Below are 17,951 nucleotides of genomic sequence, written 5' to 3' on the forward strand. Positions count from 1 at the left end.
GCCCCACGGCCCGGCGGCTCACCGGACGCGCGTCACCGGACGCGGGTCCGCGCCTCGTAGGCCCCGGCCGGGCCGGCCAGTGATCCGTCCGGCGGCCCGCCCGGCAGACCGTCGGCCGGCGGCGTCGGGTCGAGGTAGAACCACTCCGCCGTGGGCCCCGGCGCGGACGGCGGCGCGGACGGCGGGGCCGGGGCGTTCGCGGTGTTCGGGCGGAGGAGTTCCACCCGTACCTCCCCCGAGGCGCGCCGCTGCGCGACGAACTCGTCCACCTGGCTGCGGCAGGCGTGGTCCCAGTGCGTCACCCCGGTCAGGTCGAGCCGGATCCTCGGCATCCCGGCGGCGGCGACCGCCTCCAGCGCGTCGATGAGCTTCGGCAGCCGCAGGAAGGTGACGTTGCCGGTCATGACCAGCTTGGCCGTGTCCCCGTCGACCTCGGTGCGTACGGACGTCTGCGACATCCGCAGCGCCGCCAGCACGATGCCCGCCGCCAGGCCGACCAGCACCCCTTCGAGCAGGGCGGTGGCGACGATCACGACCGTGGTGAGGGTCATCACCGCGAACTCGCCCCGGTCCTGGCGCCACATCTTCGGGAACTCGCCCGGCGCGAACAGCTTCCAGCCGCTGTGGACGAGCACTCCGGCCAGCACGGAGATCGGGATGAGCGCGAGCACGTTCGGCAGCAGCAGTGCGAAGGCGAGCAGCCACAGGCCGTGCAGGGTCCGGGAGAGCCGGGTCTTGGCGCCCGCCTGGACATTGGCGGAGCTGCGCGCGACGACGGCGGTCATCGGCAGCGCGCCGAGGAGGCCGCAGAGGGTGTTCCCGGCTCCCTGGGCGATGAGTTCGGAGTTGTAGCGGGTGCGCTCGCCGTTGTGCATACGGTCCACGGCCGCGGCGGTGAACAGGCTCTCCGCCGAGGCGATGACGGTGAAGGTGAGCACCGTGGTCAGCACCGCGCCGTTGGCGAGCGCGGCGAACTGCGCGGGTCCCGGCACCTGTACGGAGGCCAGCAGGTTGCCGACCCGCAGGGTGGTGATCTCCACACCGGGCAGCGCGGCCACCGCCATCCCGCCGGCCACCGCCACCAGCGCGGCCGGCACCTTCCTGGCCGGTCCCGGCACCTTCTTCCACAGGAAGCTCAGCACGACGGTGGCCGTGCCGAGCGCGGCGGCGACGGCCTTCTGCGGATCGGCGAGGGTGCCTCCGATCAGCTCGGGGACGCCGAGCATGTTCTCGATCGGCTTGCCGACGGCCTTGGCGTCGGCCATCGGATAGATCTGGCTGAACATCAGGGGCAGCCCGATCCCCGCCAGCATCCCCTGCACCACCGCGATGGAGATCGCCTGGAACATCCGGCCGAGCTTGATCAGCCCGAGTCCGATCTGGAGCAGCCCGGACATCAGCACGATCACCCCGAGCGTGGCGAGCCCGAACTCCAGCACCGCCTCGGCGACCAGCGCGGCGAGACCGGCCGCGGGGCCGCTGACCTGGAGCGTGGAGCCGCGGGCCATACCGACGACCAGACCGCCGACGACCCCGGAGATGATGCCCAGCTCGGGCGGGGTGCCCGAGGCCACGGCCACCCCGATGCAGAGGGGAAGGGCGACGAGGAAGACCACGAAGGAGGCGGTGATCTCGGTGGCGAGGCCGGTCTTCCGCGCGGCGGCGGGCTTGCGCGGAGCGGCGGGCCCGGGCGGCGGGCCGCCGCCGGGCGGTCGGGCCGGGGGCGGCGGCCACAAGGGGCGCGGGGGCGCGCCGTAGGTGTCGTACGACGGCGCTCCCCCGAAAGCAGGCGCGGCCGGGGCGGCCTGCGGCGGATGTGCCGGATGCGTGCGGCCCGGTCCGCGCCCGGCGCCCCGGGCCCGGTGGCGGCCGCCGCCGACGGGGCCCGGATGTCCCTCGCCGACGTGCCCGAGGCCGACGTAGCCCGGCGGGCCGAACTCGTCGCCGTACCCCGGGTCCTGGCCCTGACGATGTCCCTGGCCCTGTCCCTGGCCCTGGTTCTGCCCCTGGCCCTGGTTCTGCCAGTACCCGTGGTCCCGGCCCTGCCCCGGGCTCAGCACGCGTGCACCAGAAAGTCGTTGCCGCTCCGGTCCAGCTCCCACAGCTCGCCGGTGTCCACCTCGTAGTACCAGCCGTGCAGCCGCAGCCGGCCCTCCGCCAGCCGCCGCCGGGCCGCCGGGTACTCGCGCAGGGCCGCGAGCTGCGCCCGTACGTTGAGCTGCGCCAGCTCGGTGACGAGCGCCCGCGCGTCCCGCCCGTCCGGGTCGGGGTCGCGGTCGCGGTCGGGTGCGGCCTCCCGGTCCAGTACGGAGGCGAGCCCGGGCCGCGCGACCTCCAGCCAGGCGCCCACGCCGGGCAGGGCGGAGAGGTCCTGACCGGAGGCGAGCGCGCCCATCGCGCCGCAGTGCGAGTGGCCGCAGACGACGATGTCCTGAACGTCGAGCACCTCCAGTGCGTACTCGATGGTGGCGGCCTCACCGGAGACCAGCTGGGCCCGGTGCGGCGGCACGATATTGCCCGCGTTGCGCATTTCGAAGACCTCTCCGGGGCGCGCGCCGGTGATCAATGCGGGTATGACACGGGAATCCGAACAGGCCACGAAGAGCGCCTCCGGGAATTGTCCGTCGGCGAGTTTCCGGTAGCTGTCGCTTTCGAAATCTACGCGGCGCCGGAACGAGCGGGCGCGTTCGAGCAGAGCCTTCATGGTGCCTCCCCAGCGGGTGGTCGTACCCATCTACCTGCCTCAATACCGTAGGGAGCGGCAGGCAAGAAGAAGGTTAGAAGAACGCTAAGCCGCAGCAAGAATTCGACGAACCGCTGTGACCTGGCTCCCAATGCCGGGAAAACCGGATGCCCTCCCCCCATTCAATGTACGGTGTGCGTCCCGGATACCGGAATTCCGGGAATTCGTGTTGCCCTGATACGCGGAGAAACGGAAATTGATGACGCTTCGGGCTCTGCTCATCGAGGACGACGAGACCATCGCCGACCCCCTGGTCGAGGGTCTCGGCCGCTACGGCCTGACGGTGCGTCATGTGACCACGGGAGCGGCCGGGCTGCACGGTCCGTACGGCGACATCGTGCTGCTCGACCTGGGGCTGCCGGACATGGACGGCATCGACGTCTGCCGGGGCATCCGGCAGCTCTCGGCCGTACCGGTGATCATGCTCACGGCCCGCGGCACGGAGGCCGACCGGGTGCTGGGGCTGGAGCTGGGCGCCGACGACTACCTGGCGAAGCCCTTCAGCATCCGGGAGCTGATCGCCCGGATCCGCGCCGTGACCCGGCGCAGCGGCGCCTGGGCGGGCGGCGGCCCGGGGGCCGCGGGCGGCCTCGGCGGTGTGCCCGGCCCCCTCGGCGTGGAGGTCACCCACGGCCCGGTGGGAGCCGGGGCCTTCCCGTACCCCGTCCCCATGACCCCGGCGCCCCCGACTCCGGCACACGCGCCGCCGACGTACCCGGAGCAGCCTGCCTGGCAGGACCCGCCCGTGCCCACGCCTCCACCCGCTCCCGCGCCGGAGGCGGCGCCTCCGCTGCCCGGCGCGCTGATCGTCGACCGCCGCACCCGGCAGGTCTGGATCGGCGAGCGGCCGGTCGCCCTCACCCCCAAGGAATTCGACCTGCTGGCCCTGCTCACCGAGGACCCCGGGGCGGTCTACTCCCGCCAGCAGATCCTGGACCGGGTCTGGGACCCGCACTTCCACGGCCCCACCAAGACCCTCGACGTCCATGTCGCCACCCTGCGGCGCAAGCTCGGCGACCCGGCGTGGATCCAGACGCTGCGCGGCGTGGGCCTGCGGCTCGCCGTCCGCACCGGCGCCTCCCCCTCCGTGTCCCGATGACGCGCCGGCTGCTGTTCAGCTATCTGACCCTGGCCACCCTCGTGCTGATCTGCCTGGAGCTGCCGCTCGGCTACGTCTACAGCCGCGCCGAACGGGACCGCGCCACCAACGCGGCCCACCAGGAGGCCGAATCGGTGGCCGACTTCGCCGCGCTCTCCCTCGCCTACGGGCGGCCCGACGAACTCACCGCCCAGATCACGGCCTGCGCCGACCGCGTCGGCGGCGAGATCCTGGTCGTCGACGGCACCGGGAAACTCATCGTCTCCTCGCATCCGCTCAGCCCCGACGAACGGGCGGGGCTGGACCAGCGGGCGGAGATCTCGGCCGCGCTGCTCGGCGGCGACGGATCCGACGTACGCGGCTCCGGCATCGGGGGCGTCAGCTGGCTCTCCGTCGCCGTCCCGGTCCAGCACGACGGCACCCTCCAGGGCGCCGTGCGCCTCAGCGTCCCCACCGACGCCGTCGCGAGCGACGTCCACCGGACGTGGCTGGGGCTCGCCCTCGCCGGGCTCGGGGTGCTCGTCGCCGTCGCGACCGTGGCCTTCGCGCTGGCCCGCTGGATCGGCCACCCCATCCTCGCGCTGGAACGCGCCGCCCACACCCTGGCGGGCGGCCGGCTCACCACGCCCGCCTCCGTCACCGCGGGGCCGCCCGAAGTACGCAGCCTGGCCGCCACGTTCAACCGTACGGGCGCCCTGCTGGAGCAGCTCCTCGCCGCCCAGAGCGCGTTCGCCGGCGAGGCGTCCCACCAGCTCAAGACCCCGCTCGCGGCGCTGCGGCTACGGCTGGACAACCTGGAGATCGACGTCCCGCCCCATCTGCGCCCCCATCTGAACGCGGCGATGACCGAGACCGACCGGCTGGCCCGGATGGTCGAGGGCCTGCTCGCCCTGGCCAGGATGGAGGAGAGCGCGCTCACCCCGGAACAGACCGGCCTGGACCGGCTCGCGGAGGAACGCGTCCTCGCCTGGCACGACCTGTACGCGCGGCACGGCGTGCGTCTCCTCCTCGTCGGCGACCCGGTGGGCACCGCCCTCGCCGTCCCCGGCGCGGTCGAACAGATCCTGGACAACCTGCTCTCCAACTCCCTGCGGGTCTCGCCGCCGGGCAGCTGTGTGACCGTCCTCCGGGAGACGCGCGCCGCGGTCACCGAACTGCGCGTCATCGACCAGGGCCCCGGCATGACCGCCGAGCAGCGCGGCCGCGCCTTCGACCGCTTCTGGCGCGCCCCCGACGCGCCGAAGGGCGGCACCGGCCTCGGCCTCGCCCTCGTGCAGCGGCTGACCCTGGCCAGTGGCGGCGAGGCGCTGCTGCTGCCCGCGCCGGGCGGCGGCCTCGACGCCGTCGTCCGCCTCCAGTCCGTCTCGCCGCGCCGCACCGGCGGTTTCCCCGGCCGCCAGCGCCGGCGTCCGTTCGCGACGGCGGGTACGGGATGAGTACACGTACTCAGGCGCCGACGGCCCCTCGGCCGGAGGATCGATGACATGTTGTGGTCCGACCCGGAAGACGAGCCCCCCAAGGACATGCGCGACGCGCAGTTCATGATGCGGCGCGTCGGCGTGCTGCTGGCCCTCGCCGTGATCCTGGCGATGATCATGCTCGGCTTCCCCTAGGGGTTCCCGCCAGGGCCCACCGCGCCGCGGCAGCCACGGGTCCCGCGGGTACGGGCGCCCGGCGCGGTCGCGGCGCCGCGACCTACGATGGCCCGCATGACCGATCAGCGCCGCCGCCTCGTCCTCGCCTCCGCCTCCCCCGCCCGTCTGGGCCTGCTCGAACACGCCGGGCTCGCCCCCGAGGTGATCGTCAGCGGGGTCGACGAGGACGCGCTGAGCGCCGCCACCCCCTCCGCACTCGCCCTCGTGCTCGCCGAGGCCAAGGCCGCCGCCGTGGCCGCGCGCCCCGAGACCGCGGGCGCCCTCGTCATCGGCTGCGACTCCGTGCTCGAACTCGACGGCGAGGCGCTCGGCAAGCCCGCCGACGCCGAGGAGGCCACCGCCCGCTGGAAGTCGATGCGCGGGCGTACGGGCGTCCTGCGCACCGGCCACTGCGTGATCGACACCACCACCGGCCGCGGCGCGGGCGAGACCGCCTCGACCACCGTCCACTTCGGCGAGCCGACGGACGCCGAGATCGCCGCGTACGTCGCCTCCGGCGAACCGCTCAACGTCGCGGGCGCCTTCACCCTGGACGGCCGCTCGGCGCCCTTCGTGGACTCCATCGAGGGCGACCACGGCAACGTCATCGGCCTGTCGCTGCCGCTGCTGCGCAGGCTCCTCGGGGAGCACGGCGTCGCCATCACCGACCTGTGGGTCTGAACCCCCCTCACCGCGTGGCGGCTTGGGCTCAGGCCGGCGCGGCGGGCCGCCGGCCGGGCTCGCTCCCGTACCCGAGCAGTATCAGCACCAGCAGCCCCGCCACGACCATCATGAACGCGAAGGCGTCCCACCCCACCAGCCCCACCGCCAGCGCGGCCAGCACGCCGTGGGCGACCGCGCAGGTGATGAGCAGGATCCGGCCGAAGAGGCCCGGGGCCCGGTCCCTCAGCGCCGTACGCACCAGAAGCCCGGCGCACAGGGCGAGGTAGAGACCGAGGACGCCGCCCGTCACCCACGTACCGACGACCATGGCGTCGGGGTCGAGACCCGCCAGCGACATGCGCTGATTACCGGCGACGGTGGCCAGCACCCCGTTGACGAAGACCGCGCCAACCCCCTCCAGCAGCAGCACGATCGCGGCCACCCATGCCAGCGGTCTGCGCCCCACGGCGCCCACCCACTTCCCCTGTTACTCCCAGTACGAACGACATCGGGCACGCTACTCATCGGTAAACGGCGCGACAAGGGCCGGGGGCGGGGCAAAGAATCATTCCGCCATTCGTAGGGACTCCACAAAGATTCGTGATCGGGCGAGGGGCACTCGGACAGAGAGCTGGAGCACATTCGAGCGCTACTGTGCGACGGAGGATCCCGGCGTACCGTGGTGTCACAAGGGATTTCACGATGCGAGCGCGGCTCTCATCGCGCTCCATGCGGTCGAAGTCACCATGAGGGACGAGCCCAAAGGGCGTGTCGGCAGTCCCTAAACTCAGCTTGTTTCAAGGAGGGAGCCATCGTGCGCAAGGTGCTCATCGCCAACCGTGGCGAAATCGCTGTCCGCGTTGCCCGTGCCTGCCGGGACGCCGGGATCATGAGCGTAGCCGTCTACGCCGAACCCGACCGGGATGCCCTGCATGTCCGCGCGGCGGACGAGGCGTTCGCCCTGGGCGGTGACACCCCGGCAGCCAGCTATCTGGACATGGCCAAGGTGCTCCAGGCGGCCAAGGACTCGGGGGCGGACGCGATCCACCCCGGCTACGGCTTCCTGTCCGAGAACGCCGAATTCGCCCAGGCCGTTCTGGACGCGGACCTGACCTGGATCGGCCCGCCGCCGCAGGCCATCCGCGACCTGGGCGACAAGGTCGCCGCCCGGCACATCGCCCAGCGCGCCGGGGCCCCGCTGGTGGCCGGCACGCCCGACCCGGTCTCGGGCGCCGACGAGGTCGTCGCCTTCGCCCGGGAGCACGGCCTGCCGATCGCCATCAAGGCCGCCTTCGGCGGCGGCGGACGCGGCCTGAAGGTCGCCCGTACCCTCGAAGAGGTCCCGGAGCTGTACGACTCGGCCGTCCGCGAGGCCGTCGCCGCGTTCGGGCGCGGCGAGTGCTTCGTGGAGCGCTACCTCGACAAGCCCCGGCACGTCGAGACGCAGTGCCTGGCCGACTCCCACGGCAATGTCGTGGTCGTCTCCACCCGCGACTGCTCCCTCCAGCGCCGCCACCAGAAGCTGGTCGAGGAGGCCCCAGCGCCGTTCCTCTCCGCGGAGCAGAACGCCGAGCTGTACGCCGCCTCGAAGGCGATCCTGCGCGAGGCGGGCTACGTCGGCGCCGGCACCGTCGAGTTCCTCGTCGGCACCGACGGCACCATCTCCTTCCTGGAGGTCAACACCCGTCTCCAGGTGGAACACCCGGTCACCGAAGAGGTCACCGGCCTCGACCTGGTGCGCGAGATGTTCCGGATCGCCGACGGCGAGGAGCTGGGATACGGCGACCCCGTCGTGCGCGGCCACTCCTTCGAGTTCCGCATCAACGGCGAGGACCCGGGCCGCGGCTTCCTGCCCGCCCCCGGTACGGTCACCACCTTCGCCCCGCCGTCCGGCCCCGGCGTCCGCCTCGACGCGGGCGTCGAGTCCGGCTCCGTGATCGGCCCGGCCTGGGACTCCCTGCTGGCCAAGCTGATCGTCACCGGCGCCACCCGCGAACAGGCCCTCCAGCGGGCGTCCCGCGCCCTGGACGAGTTCACGGTCGAGGGCATGGCCACGGCCATCCCCTTCCACCGCAAGGTCGTCGTCGACCCCGCCTTCACCTCCGACCCGTTCACGATCCACACCCGCTGGATCGAGACCGAGTTCGTCAACGACGTCCCGCCCTTCACCGTCCCCGGCGACGCGGACGAGGACGAGTCCGGCCGCGAGACCATCGTGGTCGAGGTCGGCGGCAAGCGCCTCGAAGTCTCCCTCCCGGTCAGCCTCGGCATGTCCCTGGCCCGCACCGGCCTCGCCGCCGGCGCCAAGCCCAAGCGCCGCGCCGCGAAGAAGTCCTCCTCGGCGGCCTCCGGCGACACCCTGGCCTCGCCCATGCAGGGCACGATCGTGAAGGTCGCGGTCGAGGAGGGCCAGGAGGTCAAGGAGGGCGACCTCATCGTCGTCCTCGAAGCCATGAAGATGGAGCAGCCCCTCAACGCCCACCGCTCCGGCACGGTCAAGGCCCTCGCCGCCGAGGTGGGTGCCTCGCTCACGTCGGGCGCCACCATCTGCGAGATCAAGGACTGACGTCCCGGCGGCGTCCGGCACGTACGCGCCACTTCGAAGGCCCCGCCCGGTCCGCCGGACGGGGCCTTCGCGCGGCCGGTGGGTGGCATCCTTGACGCCACCCACCACGCGGAGCAGAGAGGACCGAGCCATGGCGAGCAGTACCGCACCGGCCACCCCCCGGCCCAAGCGCGCCGACGCCCGCCGCAACTACGACCGGCTGCTCTCCCAGGCCCGTCGGAGCTTCGCCGAACACGGCACGGACGCGTCCCTCGAAGACATCGCCCGCCGGGCCGGCGTCGGCATCGGCACGCTGTACCGCCACTTCCCCAACCGGCTCGCCCTCATGAACGCCGTCTTCCAGGAAGCGCTTGCTTCGCTGCTGGAACGTTCCCGGGAACTGGCCGAGGCGGCCGAACCGTGCGGTGCGCTGGTCGAATGGCTGGGCGCCATCATCACCCATGCGGGTGAGTACCGGGGCGTATCGGGCGCGCTCATGTCCGCCTCCCACGACACCAGTTCGGCGCTCACCCAGTGCAGCGTCCCGCTCCGCGAGGCGGGCGCGCGGCTGCTCGCCCGCGCGCAGGAGTCCGGCCACGTACGCGCGGGCGTCTCCATCGACGACCTGATGCAGCTCACCAACGCGATCGCCCTGGCGGCGGAACAGTCCCCGACGGACCCGGACTTGGCGCCCCGCCTCCTGAAACTGACGCTGACGGGCCTGAAGGCCTGAGGGTGACGGCGGGGTCCGTTTTGGCGGGCGCCGGTGGTCGTGTGCGGGTGGTCGCCGGGTGTCCCTCCGGGGGCACATCCGGGACGGCATGATTTACGGCGCGTGCGGGCCGGTGGTTTCGTTACGGGCCACGTGCGCCACAAATCACGCTTTATTGTCCCGGACGCACCCCCTGCGGGCCCCCCTTCCCCGCCCGCACAGACCCGCCGGGCCCGGCCCGGGGTGTCGGTACGTCGGGCCCCACCGGCGGGAGGGGGCCGGGGTCGCAGGAGGTGCGCGTTCGGACAATAAAGCGTGATGTGTGCCGCTCGACAGCCCGCACCCGAAGAACAGACCCGCACGCGGCGTACGGAGGGCCGGGGGTGTCCCCCGGAAAAGCACAGCATGCCGTCCGGACATGCGCCTCCGGAGTGCCCCGGCCCCCGCACCGCCTCAGCGGCGCCGTAAGTCCGCCACCCGCGCCCGCTCCCCCGGCTCCTGCTGCGTCAGCGGCGGCGCGCTGCGCAAGCCGGGGCCTGCGCCGGGGCCGCCCCCGGGCGCGCCGCCCGGCCCGGATCCCGGTCCCGGCGCGTGCGTACGGCGCTGCCCCGGCAGCGGCACATCGCGGCGGGCCCGGGATCCCGGCGGCACCGCGTCCGTGCCGAGGGAGCCCGCGCCCCCCACACCGCCGGCTCCGCCGGCCACGCCGGCCACCGCGCCCGCCACCGATACCCGCACGCCCTGGTCGGCCAGCGCCTGAAGCTCCGTCGCGGCGCGTTCGTCGTGCGCCGGCGGCTCGTCGGTCACGAGACGGCTGATCAGATCCGTCGGCACGGTCTGGAACATCGTGTCGGTGCCGAGCTTCGTGTGGTCGGCGAGCACGACGACCTCCGCCGCCGCCTGCACCAGCGCCCGGTCGACGCTCGCCGAGAGCATGTTGGAGGTGGACAGGCCCCGTTCGGCCGTCAGCCCGCTCCCCGAGAGGAACGCGCGGGTGACCCGCAGGCCCTGGAGGGACTGCTCCGCCCCGCTGCCGACCAGCGCGTAGTTGGAGCCGCGCAGCGTCCCGCCGGTCATGACGACCTCGACGCGGTTGGCGTGCGCCAGCGCCTGGGCGACCAGCAGGGAGTTGGTGACGACGGTCAGCCCCGGGATCCGCGCGAGCCGGCGGGCCAGCTCCTGCGTGGTCGTACCGGCGCCGACGACCACGGCCTCGCCCTCTTCGACGAAGCTCGCGGCGAGGTCGGCGATGGCGGTCTTCTCCGCCGTTGCGAGATGGGACTTTTGCGGGAAGCCGGACTCTCGCGTGAATCCACCCGGCAGTACCGCACCGCCGTGCCGGCGGTCGAGGAGTCCTTCTGCCTCCAGCGCCCGCACGTCCCGCCGTACGGTCACTTCGGAGGTCTGGACGACACGGGCAAGCTCACGGAGCGATACGGCCCCGTTGGCTCGCACCATTTCGAGGATCAATTGGCGACGTTCTGCAGCGAACACGAAACTGACAGTAACCCCAATGACCGTCTGCTTTCAGCAGTTTGCGGCGAATAACAGAAGTTGTACGCGGACGAGCGCCCAGGATGGTATGAAGCGATCCGATCCGCTCGAACGCGCCCGGAAAGAAAGGGCTTTCACCCCGGGAACGGGCAGGGGACGGGCCCGAAACGGGCGCGAGCCGACGGAACACGCGGCCGCCGGTCGCGACAGCGACCACGACCACGACCGCGATCACCGCACTGTCAGATCTCGTCCGTCGACTTCCGGGTGTGCAGCTGCCGCGCCACCTCGGCGATCGAACCCGACAGCGACGGGTACACCGTGAACGCCTTGGCGATCTGCTCGACCGTCAGGTTGTTGTCGACGGCGAGCGAGATGGGGTGGATCAGCTCGCTCGCACGCGGTGCGACGACCACGCCGCCGACCACGATTCCCGTACCGGGACGGGCGAAGATCTTGACGAAGCCGTCCCGGATGCCCTGCATCTTGGCGCGCGGGTTGCGCAGCAGCGGGAGCTTGACGACCCGGGCGTCGATCCTGCCGCTGTCGACGTCCGCCTGGCTGTAACCGACGGTGGCGATCTCCGGGTCGGTGAAGACGTTCGCCGAGACGGTCTTGAGGTTGAGCGGAGCCACCGCGTCGCCCAGGAAGTGGTACATCGCGATCCGGCCCTGCATCGCGGCGACCGAGGCGAGCGCGAAGACGCCCGTGACGTCGCCCGCCGCGTAGACGCCGGGGGCGGAGGTACGGGAGACCCGGTCGGTCTTGATGTGGCCCGAGTCCTTGACGAGGACTCCGGCCTCCTCCAGGCCCATGCCGGCCGTGTTGGGGATCGCGCCGACCGCCATCAGGCAGTGCGTGCCCGAGATGGTCCGGCCGTCGGAGAGGGTGACCTCGACGCGGTCGCCCACCCGCTTGGCCGCCTCGGCCCGGGAGCGGGACATCACGTTCATGCCCCGGCGCCGGAAGACGTCCTCCAGGACGGCGGCGGCGTCCGGGTCCTCACCGGGCAGCACCCGGTCGCGGGAGGAGACGAGCGTGACCCGGGAGCCCAGCGCCTGGTACGCGCCGGCGAACTCGGCGCCGGTGACCCCGGAGCCGACCACGATCAGCTCTTCCGGCAGCTCGTCCAGGTCGTACACCTGCGTCCAGTTCAGGATGCGCTCGCCGTCCGGCTGCGCGTCCGGGATCTCGCGCGGGTGGCCGCCGGTGGCGATCAGCACGGCGTCGGCGGTGAGCGCCTCCTCGCTGCCGTCGGCGGCGGTCACGATCACCTGGCGCGAGCCGTCCATGGCCTGCCGCCCGTCGAGGCGGCCACGGCCGCGCAGCACCCGGGCGCCGGCCCGGGTGACGGACGCGGTGATGTCGTGGGACTGGGCGAGCGCGAGGCGCTTGACCCGTCGGTTGACCTTGCCGAGGTCGACGCCGACGACGCGGGCGGCCTTCTCCGAAGGCGTGTCGTCCGCGACGATGATGCCCAGTTCCTCGTACGAGGAGTCGAAGGTGGTCATCACCTCGGCCGTCGCGATGAGGGTCTTCGACGGTACGCAGTCGGTGAGCACCGAGGCGCCGCCGAGCCCGTCGCAGTCGACGACGGTCACCTCCGCGCCGAGCTGGGCGCCCACCAGGGCCGCCTCGTAGCCGCCGGGTCCGCCGCCGATGATCACGATCCGGGTCACGAAAAAGTCCGCCTCGCGTTGTCAACCCGGCCCGTCTGCCACCCCGGCCGGGGTTCCGGGGAAGTCCCCCGGGGGATGCAGTACGTACTCCATTGTCCCGCACGCGCCAAGTAGCTTCTCCCCGGGGCCCTCCATCCGGGCACCGGCCGCCTGACCTGCCCGCCCCCGGTCGCGCCGCCCGCCGGGGCCGCTCCCCGCCCGGTTCGGCGCCCGGTTCGCCGCCCGCCCGCCCGCCCGCTTCCGCCCCCGGTCCGCCACCCCGACCGCACGGACGTCCGGGCCGACCTCCGTTGCGGTCGGCCCGGCGGGCGCATCGGCGGTCACGCCCGTACCTCCCGTACCCTCGATCCCATGTCGCTCTACGCCGCGTACGCCGGCAACCTCGACGCGCGGCTGATGTCCCGCCGCGCCCCGCACTCTCCGTTGCGCGGCACCGGCTGGCTCAACGGCTGGCGGCTCACCTTCGGTGGCGAGCAGATGGGCTGGGAGGGAGCGCTGGTCACGATCGTGGAGGCGCCGCGTTCCCAGGTGTTCGTCGCGCTGTACGACATCGCCCCCATGGACGAGGACTCCATGGACCGCTGGGAGGGCGTCGGCCTCGACATATACCGCCGCATGCGGGTGCGGGTGCACACCCTGGACGGCGAGGAGCCGACCTGGCTGTACGTCCTGAACGGGTACGAGGGCGGCCTCCCCTCCGCCCGCTACCTCGGCGAGCTGGCCGACGCGGCGGAATCGGCCGGCGCCCCGCACGACTACGTGATGGAACTGCGCAAGCGCCCCTGCTGACCAGCGGCGCTCACGGCACGACCAGCGCGTACGGCATGAGCGGCGCGAGCGGCACGAAAGGCCGACGGCCACCCTTTCCGTCCCCTTTCATCCCCTACGCGGCCGTTCCCCGTCGGAAACGACAACGCAACGATGTCCAGACCATTCAGCCCATCATCTACGCGCGTAGGGCTGGACCGGTTACCCTCATCCGCGTGAACGCATCTGTTATCCCGGCCAACGCCGAAGGACCTGCCGACCCTCTCGCCGCCGCCGAGGCCGCCGCCACGCGACTGCGCGAGCTGACCGGTGCCGAGACACACGACATCGCGCTGGTGATGGGCTCCGGCTGGGCGCCCGCCTCAGAAGCCCTCGGCGAGCCCGAGGCTGACTTCCCGGTGACCGAACTGCCGGGCTTCCCACCCCCGGCCGTCGCCGGTCACGGCGGCAGGATCCGCTCGTACAAGATCGCCGAGAAGCGCGCCCTGGTCTTCCTGGGCCGTACGCACTACTACGAGGGCCGCGGTGTGGCCGCCGTCGCGCACGGCGTCCGTACCGCCGTCGCCGCCGGCTGCAAGACCATCGTGCTGACCAACGGCTGCGGCGGGCTGCGCGAGGGCATGCGCCCCGGCCAGCCCGTGCTGATCAGCGACCACATCAACCTGACGGCCGTCTCCCCGATCGTCGGCGCGAACTTCGTGGACCTCACGGACCTCTACTCGCCCCGGCTGCGCACGCTGTGCAAGGAGATCGACCCGGCCCTCGAAGAGGGGGTGTACGTCCAGTTCCCCGGCCCGCACTACGAGACCCCCGCCGAGATCAACATGGTCCGCGCGATGGGCGGCGACCTGGTCGGCATGTCCACCGTGCTGGAGGCCATCGCGGCCCGCGAGGCGGGCGCCGAGGTGCTCGGCATCTCGCTGGTGACGAACCTCGCTGCGGGCATCTCGGGAGAGCCCCTCAACCACGAGGAGGTCCTCCAGGCCGGCCGCGACTCGGCGACCCAGATGGGCTCGCTGCTGGCCCGGGTGCTGGAACGCGTCTGATCCGAGCGGTCCGCGCACCCCCGTACGGGTACAGGTACGGCAACCGCCCCTGCCATCCCGGCGACCATCACCAACCGAGCAACCCACGCGGAGAGCGACCCTCCGCAAGGAGGTATCTCCATCGTGCAGCAGGACGTGACGACGGCACAGCCGGACCTCATCGCACGGGCCAGGGCCTGGCAGGCCGAGGACCCCGACGCCGAGACCCGCGCGGAACTCGGCGCGCTCATCGACGCCGGGGACCTGGACGCCCTCGCCGACCGGTTCTCGGGCACGCTCCAGTTCGGTACGGCGGGACTGCGCGGCGAACTGGGCGCCGGGCCGATGCGGATGAACCGCGCCGTCGTCATCCGGGCCGCCGCGGGTCTCGCCGCGTATCTCCGGGCTCGGGGGGACGGCGAAGGACTGGTCGTGATCGGCTACGACGCCCGTTACAAGTCGGCGGACTTCGCCCGGGACACCGCCGCCGTGGTGACCGGCGCCGGCCTGCGCGCCGCCGTGCTCCCGGGCCCGCTGCCGACGCCGGTGCTGGCCTTCGCCGTACGCCACCTCGGCGCGGTGGCCGGTGTGGAGGTCACCGCGAGCCACAACCCGCCCCGGGACAACGGCTACAAGGTCTATCTCGGCGACGGCTCCCAGATCGTGCCGCCCGCCGACGCCGGCATCGCGGCCGAAATCGCGGCGGTGGGCGCGCTGGAGACGGTGCCGCGCCCCGACGACGGCTGGGAGATCCTCGGGGACGACGTGCCGGCCGCGTATCTGGCCCGTACGGACGCCGCGCTGACCCCCGGCTCCGCGCGGACCGCCCGGATCGTGCACACCGCGCTGCACGGCGTCGGTACGCAGACGCTCCTCGCCGCCTTCGCGCGCGCCGGGTTCCCCGCGCCCGTACCCGTACCGGAGCAGGCCGAGCCCGATCCCGCGTTCCCGACGGTCGCCTTCCCCAATCCGGAGGAGCCGGGCGCGATGGACCTGGCCTTCGCGACCGCCCGCCGCGTGGACCCCGACCTGGTCATCGCCAACGACCCGGACGCGGACCGCTGCGCGGTGGCCGTCCCCGACGCCGGTTCCGAGGCCGGCTGGCGGATGCTCACCGGCGACGAGGTGGGCGCGCTGCTGGCCGCGCATCTGGTCTCCAGGGGCGCGACGGGCGTCTTCGCCGAGTCGATCGTCTCGTCCTCGCTCCTCGGCCGGATCGCCGGCGCGGCCGGACTCGGGTACGAGGAGACCCTGACCGGCTTCAAGTGGATCGCCCGCGTCGAGGGGCTGCGGTACGGGTACGAGGAGGCCCTCGGCTACTGCGTCGACCCCGAGGGCGTGCGCGACAAGGACGGCATCACGGCGGCGCTGCTGGTGGCCGAGCTGGCCTCGGAGCTGAAGGAGCGGGGCCGGACCCTGACGGACCTCCTGGACGACCTCGCCGTCACCCACGGCCTGCACGCCACCGGCCAGCTCTCGGTCCGGGTCAAGGACCTGTCCCTGATCGCGGACGCGATGCGCCGCCTGCGCGAGCGGCAGCCGACCACGCTGGCGGGCCTGCGCGTCGCCTCGGCCGAGGATCTGAACAGGGGAACGGAGGCGCTCCCGCCGACGGACGGCCTGCGCTACCACCTGGACGGCGCGTACCGGGCCCGCGTGATCGTGCGCCCCAGCGGCACCGAGCCCAAGCTGAAGTGCTACCTGGAGGTCGTGGTCCCGGTCGAGGACGCGACGGCCCTCGCGGCGGCGCGTGCGCGTGGCGCGGAGCTGCTGACGGCCCTGAAGCGGGACCTGGCGGAGGCCGCGGGCATCTGAGGCGCCGGGCGGCGCCTCAGTCGACCCGGCGCCCCGGCCCGGCGCCTCAGCCCGTGGTCAGGAGCAGCACGATCAGGACGACGAGGCCCGCCGCCGACGGCGCCATCACCTCGTACGCCCAGCGCACCACCGGCTCGCCCTGCGCGCCGGGGCGGTCGGCCGAGCGCTCGGCCAGGTCGCGCAGCTCGGCCACGGTGCGGTCCGCCTCGGCGAGGCGGGGCTGGTCCGCCGTCCGGGAGCCGCTCTCCGCGCCGCGCGGATCGCCCGCGCCGCCGCGCCTGTTCGCCCGCTTGCGCTGGCGCAGGGAGACCGGGACCGCCCACAGCTGGAACTTACGGCCGTCCTCGGTGAGCGCCTCGCAGGAGAACTGCGCGCGCACGGTCGAGACGGCGGCCCAGGGCAGGGTGATCAGCCGGAACGGGTTGCGGATGCGCAGCTGGTCGTCGCTCGCGAAGACCGCCGGGCGCAGGGTGAAGGCGATGATCAGCGGCACGGTGAAGAGCAGCCCGGCCAGCGCCAGCCACGGCGTGCGGCCGGTGCCGCGGAAGAGCGCGTCGCCGCCGAGCCAGAGGACGATCACGAGCAGCAGACCACCGCCCATGATCCCGCCGGCCGACCGGTAGACGCGGTCGGCGTAGGTCGGCTCGGTGGGCGGCTCAGGACTCGTCATGGGTTCGATTCTGCCGTACGCCTCCGACAACGCTCCACGGCGCCCGGCAGGACGGCGGCCCCGCCACCACCCGAGCCCGGCCCCTCCCGAACCCCATCCGTGACCGCACACCCCTGTACAGGCCGCTACGCGCGTAGATATGCTCCTCTGGTGACCATGCCCACCATCACCCCCGTATTCGCCGACGTGACCGCGTCCGACAGCACATTGCGCCGTTTCCTGCACGGGCTGCCCGGCGTCGACGCCGTCGGCCTGGAGGCGCGCGCGGCGTCGCTCGGCACGCGCTCGATCAAGACCACGGCCAAGGCGTACGCCATCGATCTGGCCATCTCCATGATCGACCTGACGACGCTGGAAGGCGCGGACACCGCCGGCAAGGTCCGGGCGCTCTCCGCGAAGGCCGTGCGTCCCGATCCCACCGACCGCACGACCCCGGCCACCGCCGCCGTCTGTGTCTATCCGGACATGGCCGGGACCGCGGTCGCCGCGCTGGCGGGCTCCGGAGTGAAGGTCGCCTCCGTCGCGACCGCGTTCCCGGCGGGCCGTGCCGCGCTGGGCGTGAAGCTCGCCGACACCCGGGACGCCGTGGCGGCGGGGGCCGACGAGATCGACATGGTCATCGATCGGGGCGCCTTCCTCGCGGGCCACTACCTCAAGGTGTACGAGGAGATCCGCGCCGTGAAGGAGGCCGCGGGGACCGCCCGTCTCAAGGTCATCTTCGAGACCGGCGAGCTGTCCACGTACGACAACATCCGCCGCGCCTCCTGGCTGGGCATGATCGCCGGGGCCGACTTCATCAAGACGTCGACCGGCAAGGTCGGGGTGAACGCGACCCCGGCCAACACGCTGCTCATGCTGGAGGCCGTGCGCGACTTCCGGCAGCAGACCGGCGTGCAGATCGGTGTGAAGCCGGCCGGCGGCATCCGCTCGACCAAGGACGCGATCAAGTTCCTGGTGCTGGTCAACGAGACCGCGGGCGCGGACTGGCTGGACAACCACTGGTTCCGCTTCGGCGCTTCCAGCCTGCTGAACGACCTGCTGATGCAGCGTCAGAAGCTCAGCACCGGCCGGTACTCCGGCCCCGATTACGTCACGGTGGACTGA

General features: G+C 72.9%; 16 protein-coding genes. 10 read left to right on the plus strand and 6 right to left on the minus strand.

Translation table 11 applies throughout. The annotated features are described in order from the left end of the window. Positions 1 to 32 precede the first annotated feature (32 nt). Both OG627_RS11770 and OG627_RS11775 read right to left on the minus strand, forming a co-directional pair. Positions 33 to 1,736 carry a SulP family inorganic anion transporter gene (locus OG627_RS11770; protein ID WP_443073616.1) on the minus strand — a complete coding sequence of 568 codons (1,704 nt, stop codon included), beginning with the start codon at positions 1,734 to 1,736 and terminating at the stop codon, positions 33 to 35. Between the two features lie 317 nt (positions 1,737 to 2,053). Next, the gene (locus OG627_RS11775; RefSeq protein WP_329072588.1) at positions 2,054 to 2,704 is read right to left on the minus strand and encodes a carbonic anhydrase; all 651 of its coding nucleotides are present in this window, start codon (positions 2,702 to 2,704) and stop codon (positions 2,054 to 2,056) included. A gap of 238 nt (positions 2,705 to 2,942) precedes the next feature. Here OG627_RS11775 and OG627_RS11780 point away from each other — a divergent pair, with 238 nt between their 5' ends. The 4 genes from OG627_RS11780 to OG627_RS11795 all read left to right on the plus strand — a co-directional run bounded on the left by OG627_RS11780 (position 2,943) and on the right by OG627_RS11795 (position 6,157). Next, entirely contained in the window at positions 2,943 to 3,842 is a 900-nt protein-coding gene (locus OG627_RS11780) for a response regulator transcription factor (RefSeq protein WP_329064166.1), read from the plus strand. After that, positions 3,839 to 5,278 carry a sensor histidine kinase gene (locus OG627_RS11785; RefSeq protein WP_329064168.1) on the plus strand — a complete coding sequence of 480 codons (1,440 nt, stop codon included), beginning with the start codon at positions 3,839 to 3,841 and terminating at the stop codon, positions 5,276 to 5,278. The genes OG627_RS11780 and OG627_RS11785 overlap by 4 nt, the downstream gene beginning before the upstream one ends. Before the next feature lie 48 nt (positions 5,279 to 5,326). After that, on the plus strand, positions 5,327 to 5,455 hold the full coding sequence (gene mmpB / locus OG627_RS11790) for a morphogenic membrane protein MmpB (protein WP_329064170.1): 129 nt from the start codon (positions 5,327 to 5,329) through the stop codon (positions 5,453 to 5,455). A gap of 87 nt (positions 5,456 to 5,542) precedes the next feature. Next, positions 5,543 to 6,157: a Maf family protein gene (locus OG627_RS11795; protein ID WP_329064172.1), complete on the plus strand. Its 615-nt coding sequence runs from the start codon at positions 5,543 to 5,545 to the stop codon at positions 6,155 to 6,157. A 28-nt stretch (positions 6,158 to 6,185) separates the two neighbouring features. Here the strand turns inward: OG627_RS11795 and OG627_RS11800 are convergent, their stop codons facing one another. Then, entirely contained in the window at positions 6,186 to 6,605 is a 420-nt protein-coding gene (locus OG627_RS11800) for a hypothetical protein (RefSeq protein WP_443073458.1), read from the minus strand. A 348-nt stretch (positions 6,606 to 6,953) separates the two neighbouring features. Here OG627_RS11800 and OG627_RS11805 point away from each other — a divergent pair, with 348 nt between their 5' ends. Further along, positions 6,954 to 8,705 (plus strand): acetyl/propionyl/methylcrotonyl-CoA carboxylase subunit alpha, encoded by a 1,752-nt coding sequence (locus tag OG627_RS11805; RefSeq protein WP_329064175.1) that lies wholly within the window; start codon positions 6,954 to 6,956, stop codon positions 8,703 to 8,705. A 130-nt stretch (positions 8,706 to 8,835) separates the two neighbouring features. Further along, complete coding sequence (locus tag OG627_RS11810) at positions 8,836 to 9,417, plus strand: TetR/AcrR family transcriptional regulator (protein WP_329064177.1); 582 nt, start codon at positions 8,836 to 8,838, stop codon at positions 9,415 to 9,417. A gap of 432 nt (positions 9,418 to 9,849) precedes the next feature. On the opposite strand, the gene OG627_RS11815 is transcribed toward OG627_RS11810, so the two are convergent. Both OG627_RS11815 and OG627_RS11820 read right to left on the minus strand, forming a co-directional pair. Further along, a complete protein-coding gene (locus OG627_RS11815) occupies positions 9,850 to 10,890 on the minus strand; it encodes a DeoR/GlpR family DNA-binding transcription regulator (RefSeq protein WP_329064179.1) in 1,041 nt (346 codons plus the stop codon). A gap of 242 nt (positions 10,891 to 11,132) precedes the next feature. Continuing rightward, positions 11,133 to 12,569 carry an NAD(P)H-quinone dehydrogenase gene (locus OG627_RS11820; RefSeq protein WP_329064181.1) on the minus strand — a complete coding sequence of 479 codons (1,437 nt, stop codon included), beginning with the start codon at positions 12,567 to 12,569 and terminating at the stop codon, positions 11,133 to 11,135. Positions 12,570 to 12,920: 351 nt separating this feature from the next. Here OG627_RS11820 and OG627_RS11825 point away from each other — a divergent pair, with 351 nt between their 5' ends. From OG627_RS11825 to OG627_RS11835, 3 genes are all read left to right on the plus strand, one after another. Then, the gene (locus OG627_RS11825) at positions 12,921 to 13,358 is read left to right on the plus strand and encodes a gamma-glutamylcyclotransferase (RefSeq protein ID WP_114621718.1); all 438 of its coding nucleotides are present in this window, start codon (positions 12,921 to 12,923) and stop codon (positions 13,356 to 13,358) included. Positions 13,359 to 13,552: 194 nt separating this feature from the next. Next, positions 13,553 to 14,383, plus strand: a complete 831-nt coding sequence (locus tag OG627_RS11830) for a purine-nucleoside phosphorylase (protein ID WP_329064185.1) — start codon at positions 13,553 to 13,555, stop codon at positions 14,381 to 14,383. A 123-nt stretch (positions 14,384 to 14,506) separates the two neighbouring features. Then, a complete protein-coding gene (locus tag OG627_RS11835; protein WP_329064187.1) occupies positions 14,507 to 16,177 on the plus strand; it encodes a phospho-sugar mutase in 1,671 nt (556 codons plus the stop codon). A gap of 46 nt (positions 16,178 to 16,223) precedes the next feature. On the opposite strand, the gene OG627_RS11840 is transcribed toward OG627_RS11835, so the two are convergent. Further along, positions 16,224 to 16,847: a PH domain-containing protein gene (locus tag OG627_RS11840; protein WP_329064190.1), complete on the minus strand. Its 624-nt coding sequence runs from the start codon at positions 16,845 to 16,847 to the stop codon at positions 16,224 to 16,226. Between the two features lie 156 nt (positions 16,848 to 17,003). Here OG627_RS11840 and deoC point away from each other — a divergent pair, with 156 nt between their 5' ends. Beyond that, on the plus strand, positions 17,004 to 17,951 hold the full coding sequence (deoC, locus tag OG627_RS11845) for a deoxyribose-phosphate aldolase (protein ID WP_329072590.1): 948 nt from the start codon (positions 17,004 to 17,006) through the stop codon (positions 17,949 to 17,951).

Source organism: Streptomyces sp. NBC_01429 (genome assembly GCF_036231945.1).
Taxonomy (GTDB): domain Bacteria; phylum Actinomycetota; class Actinomycetes; order Streptomycetales; family Streptomycetaceae; genus Streptomyces.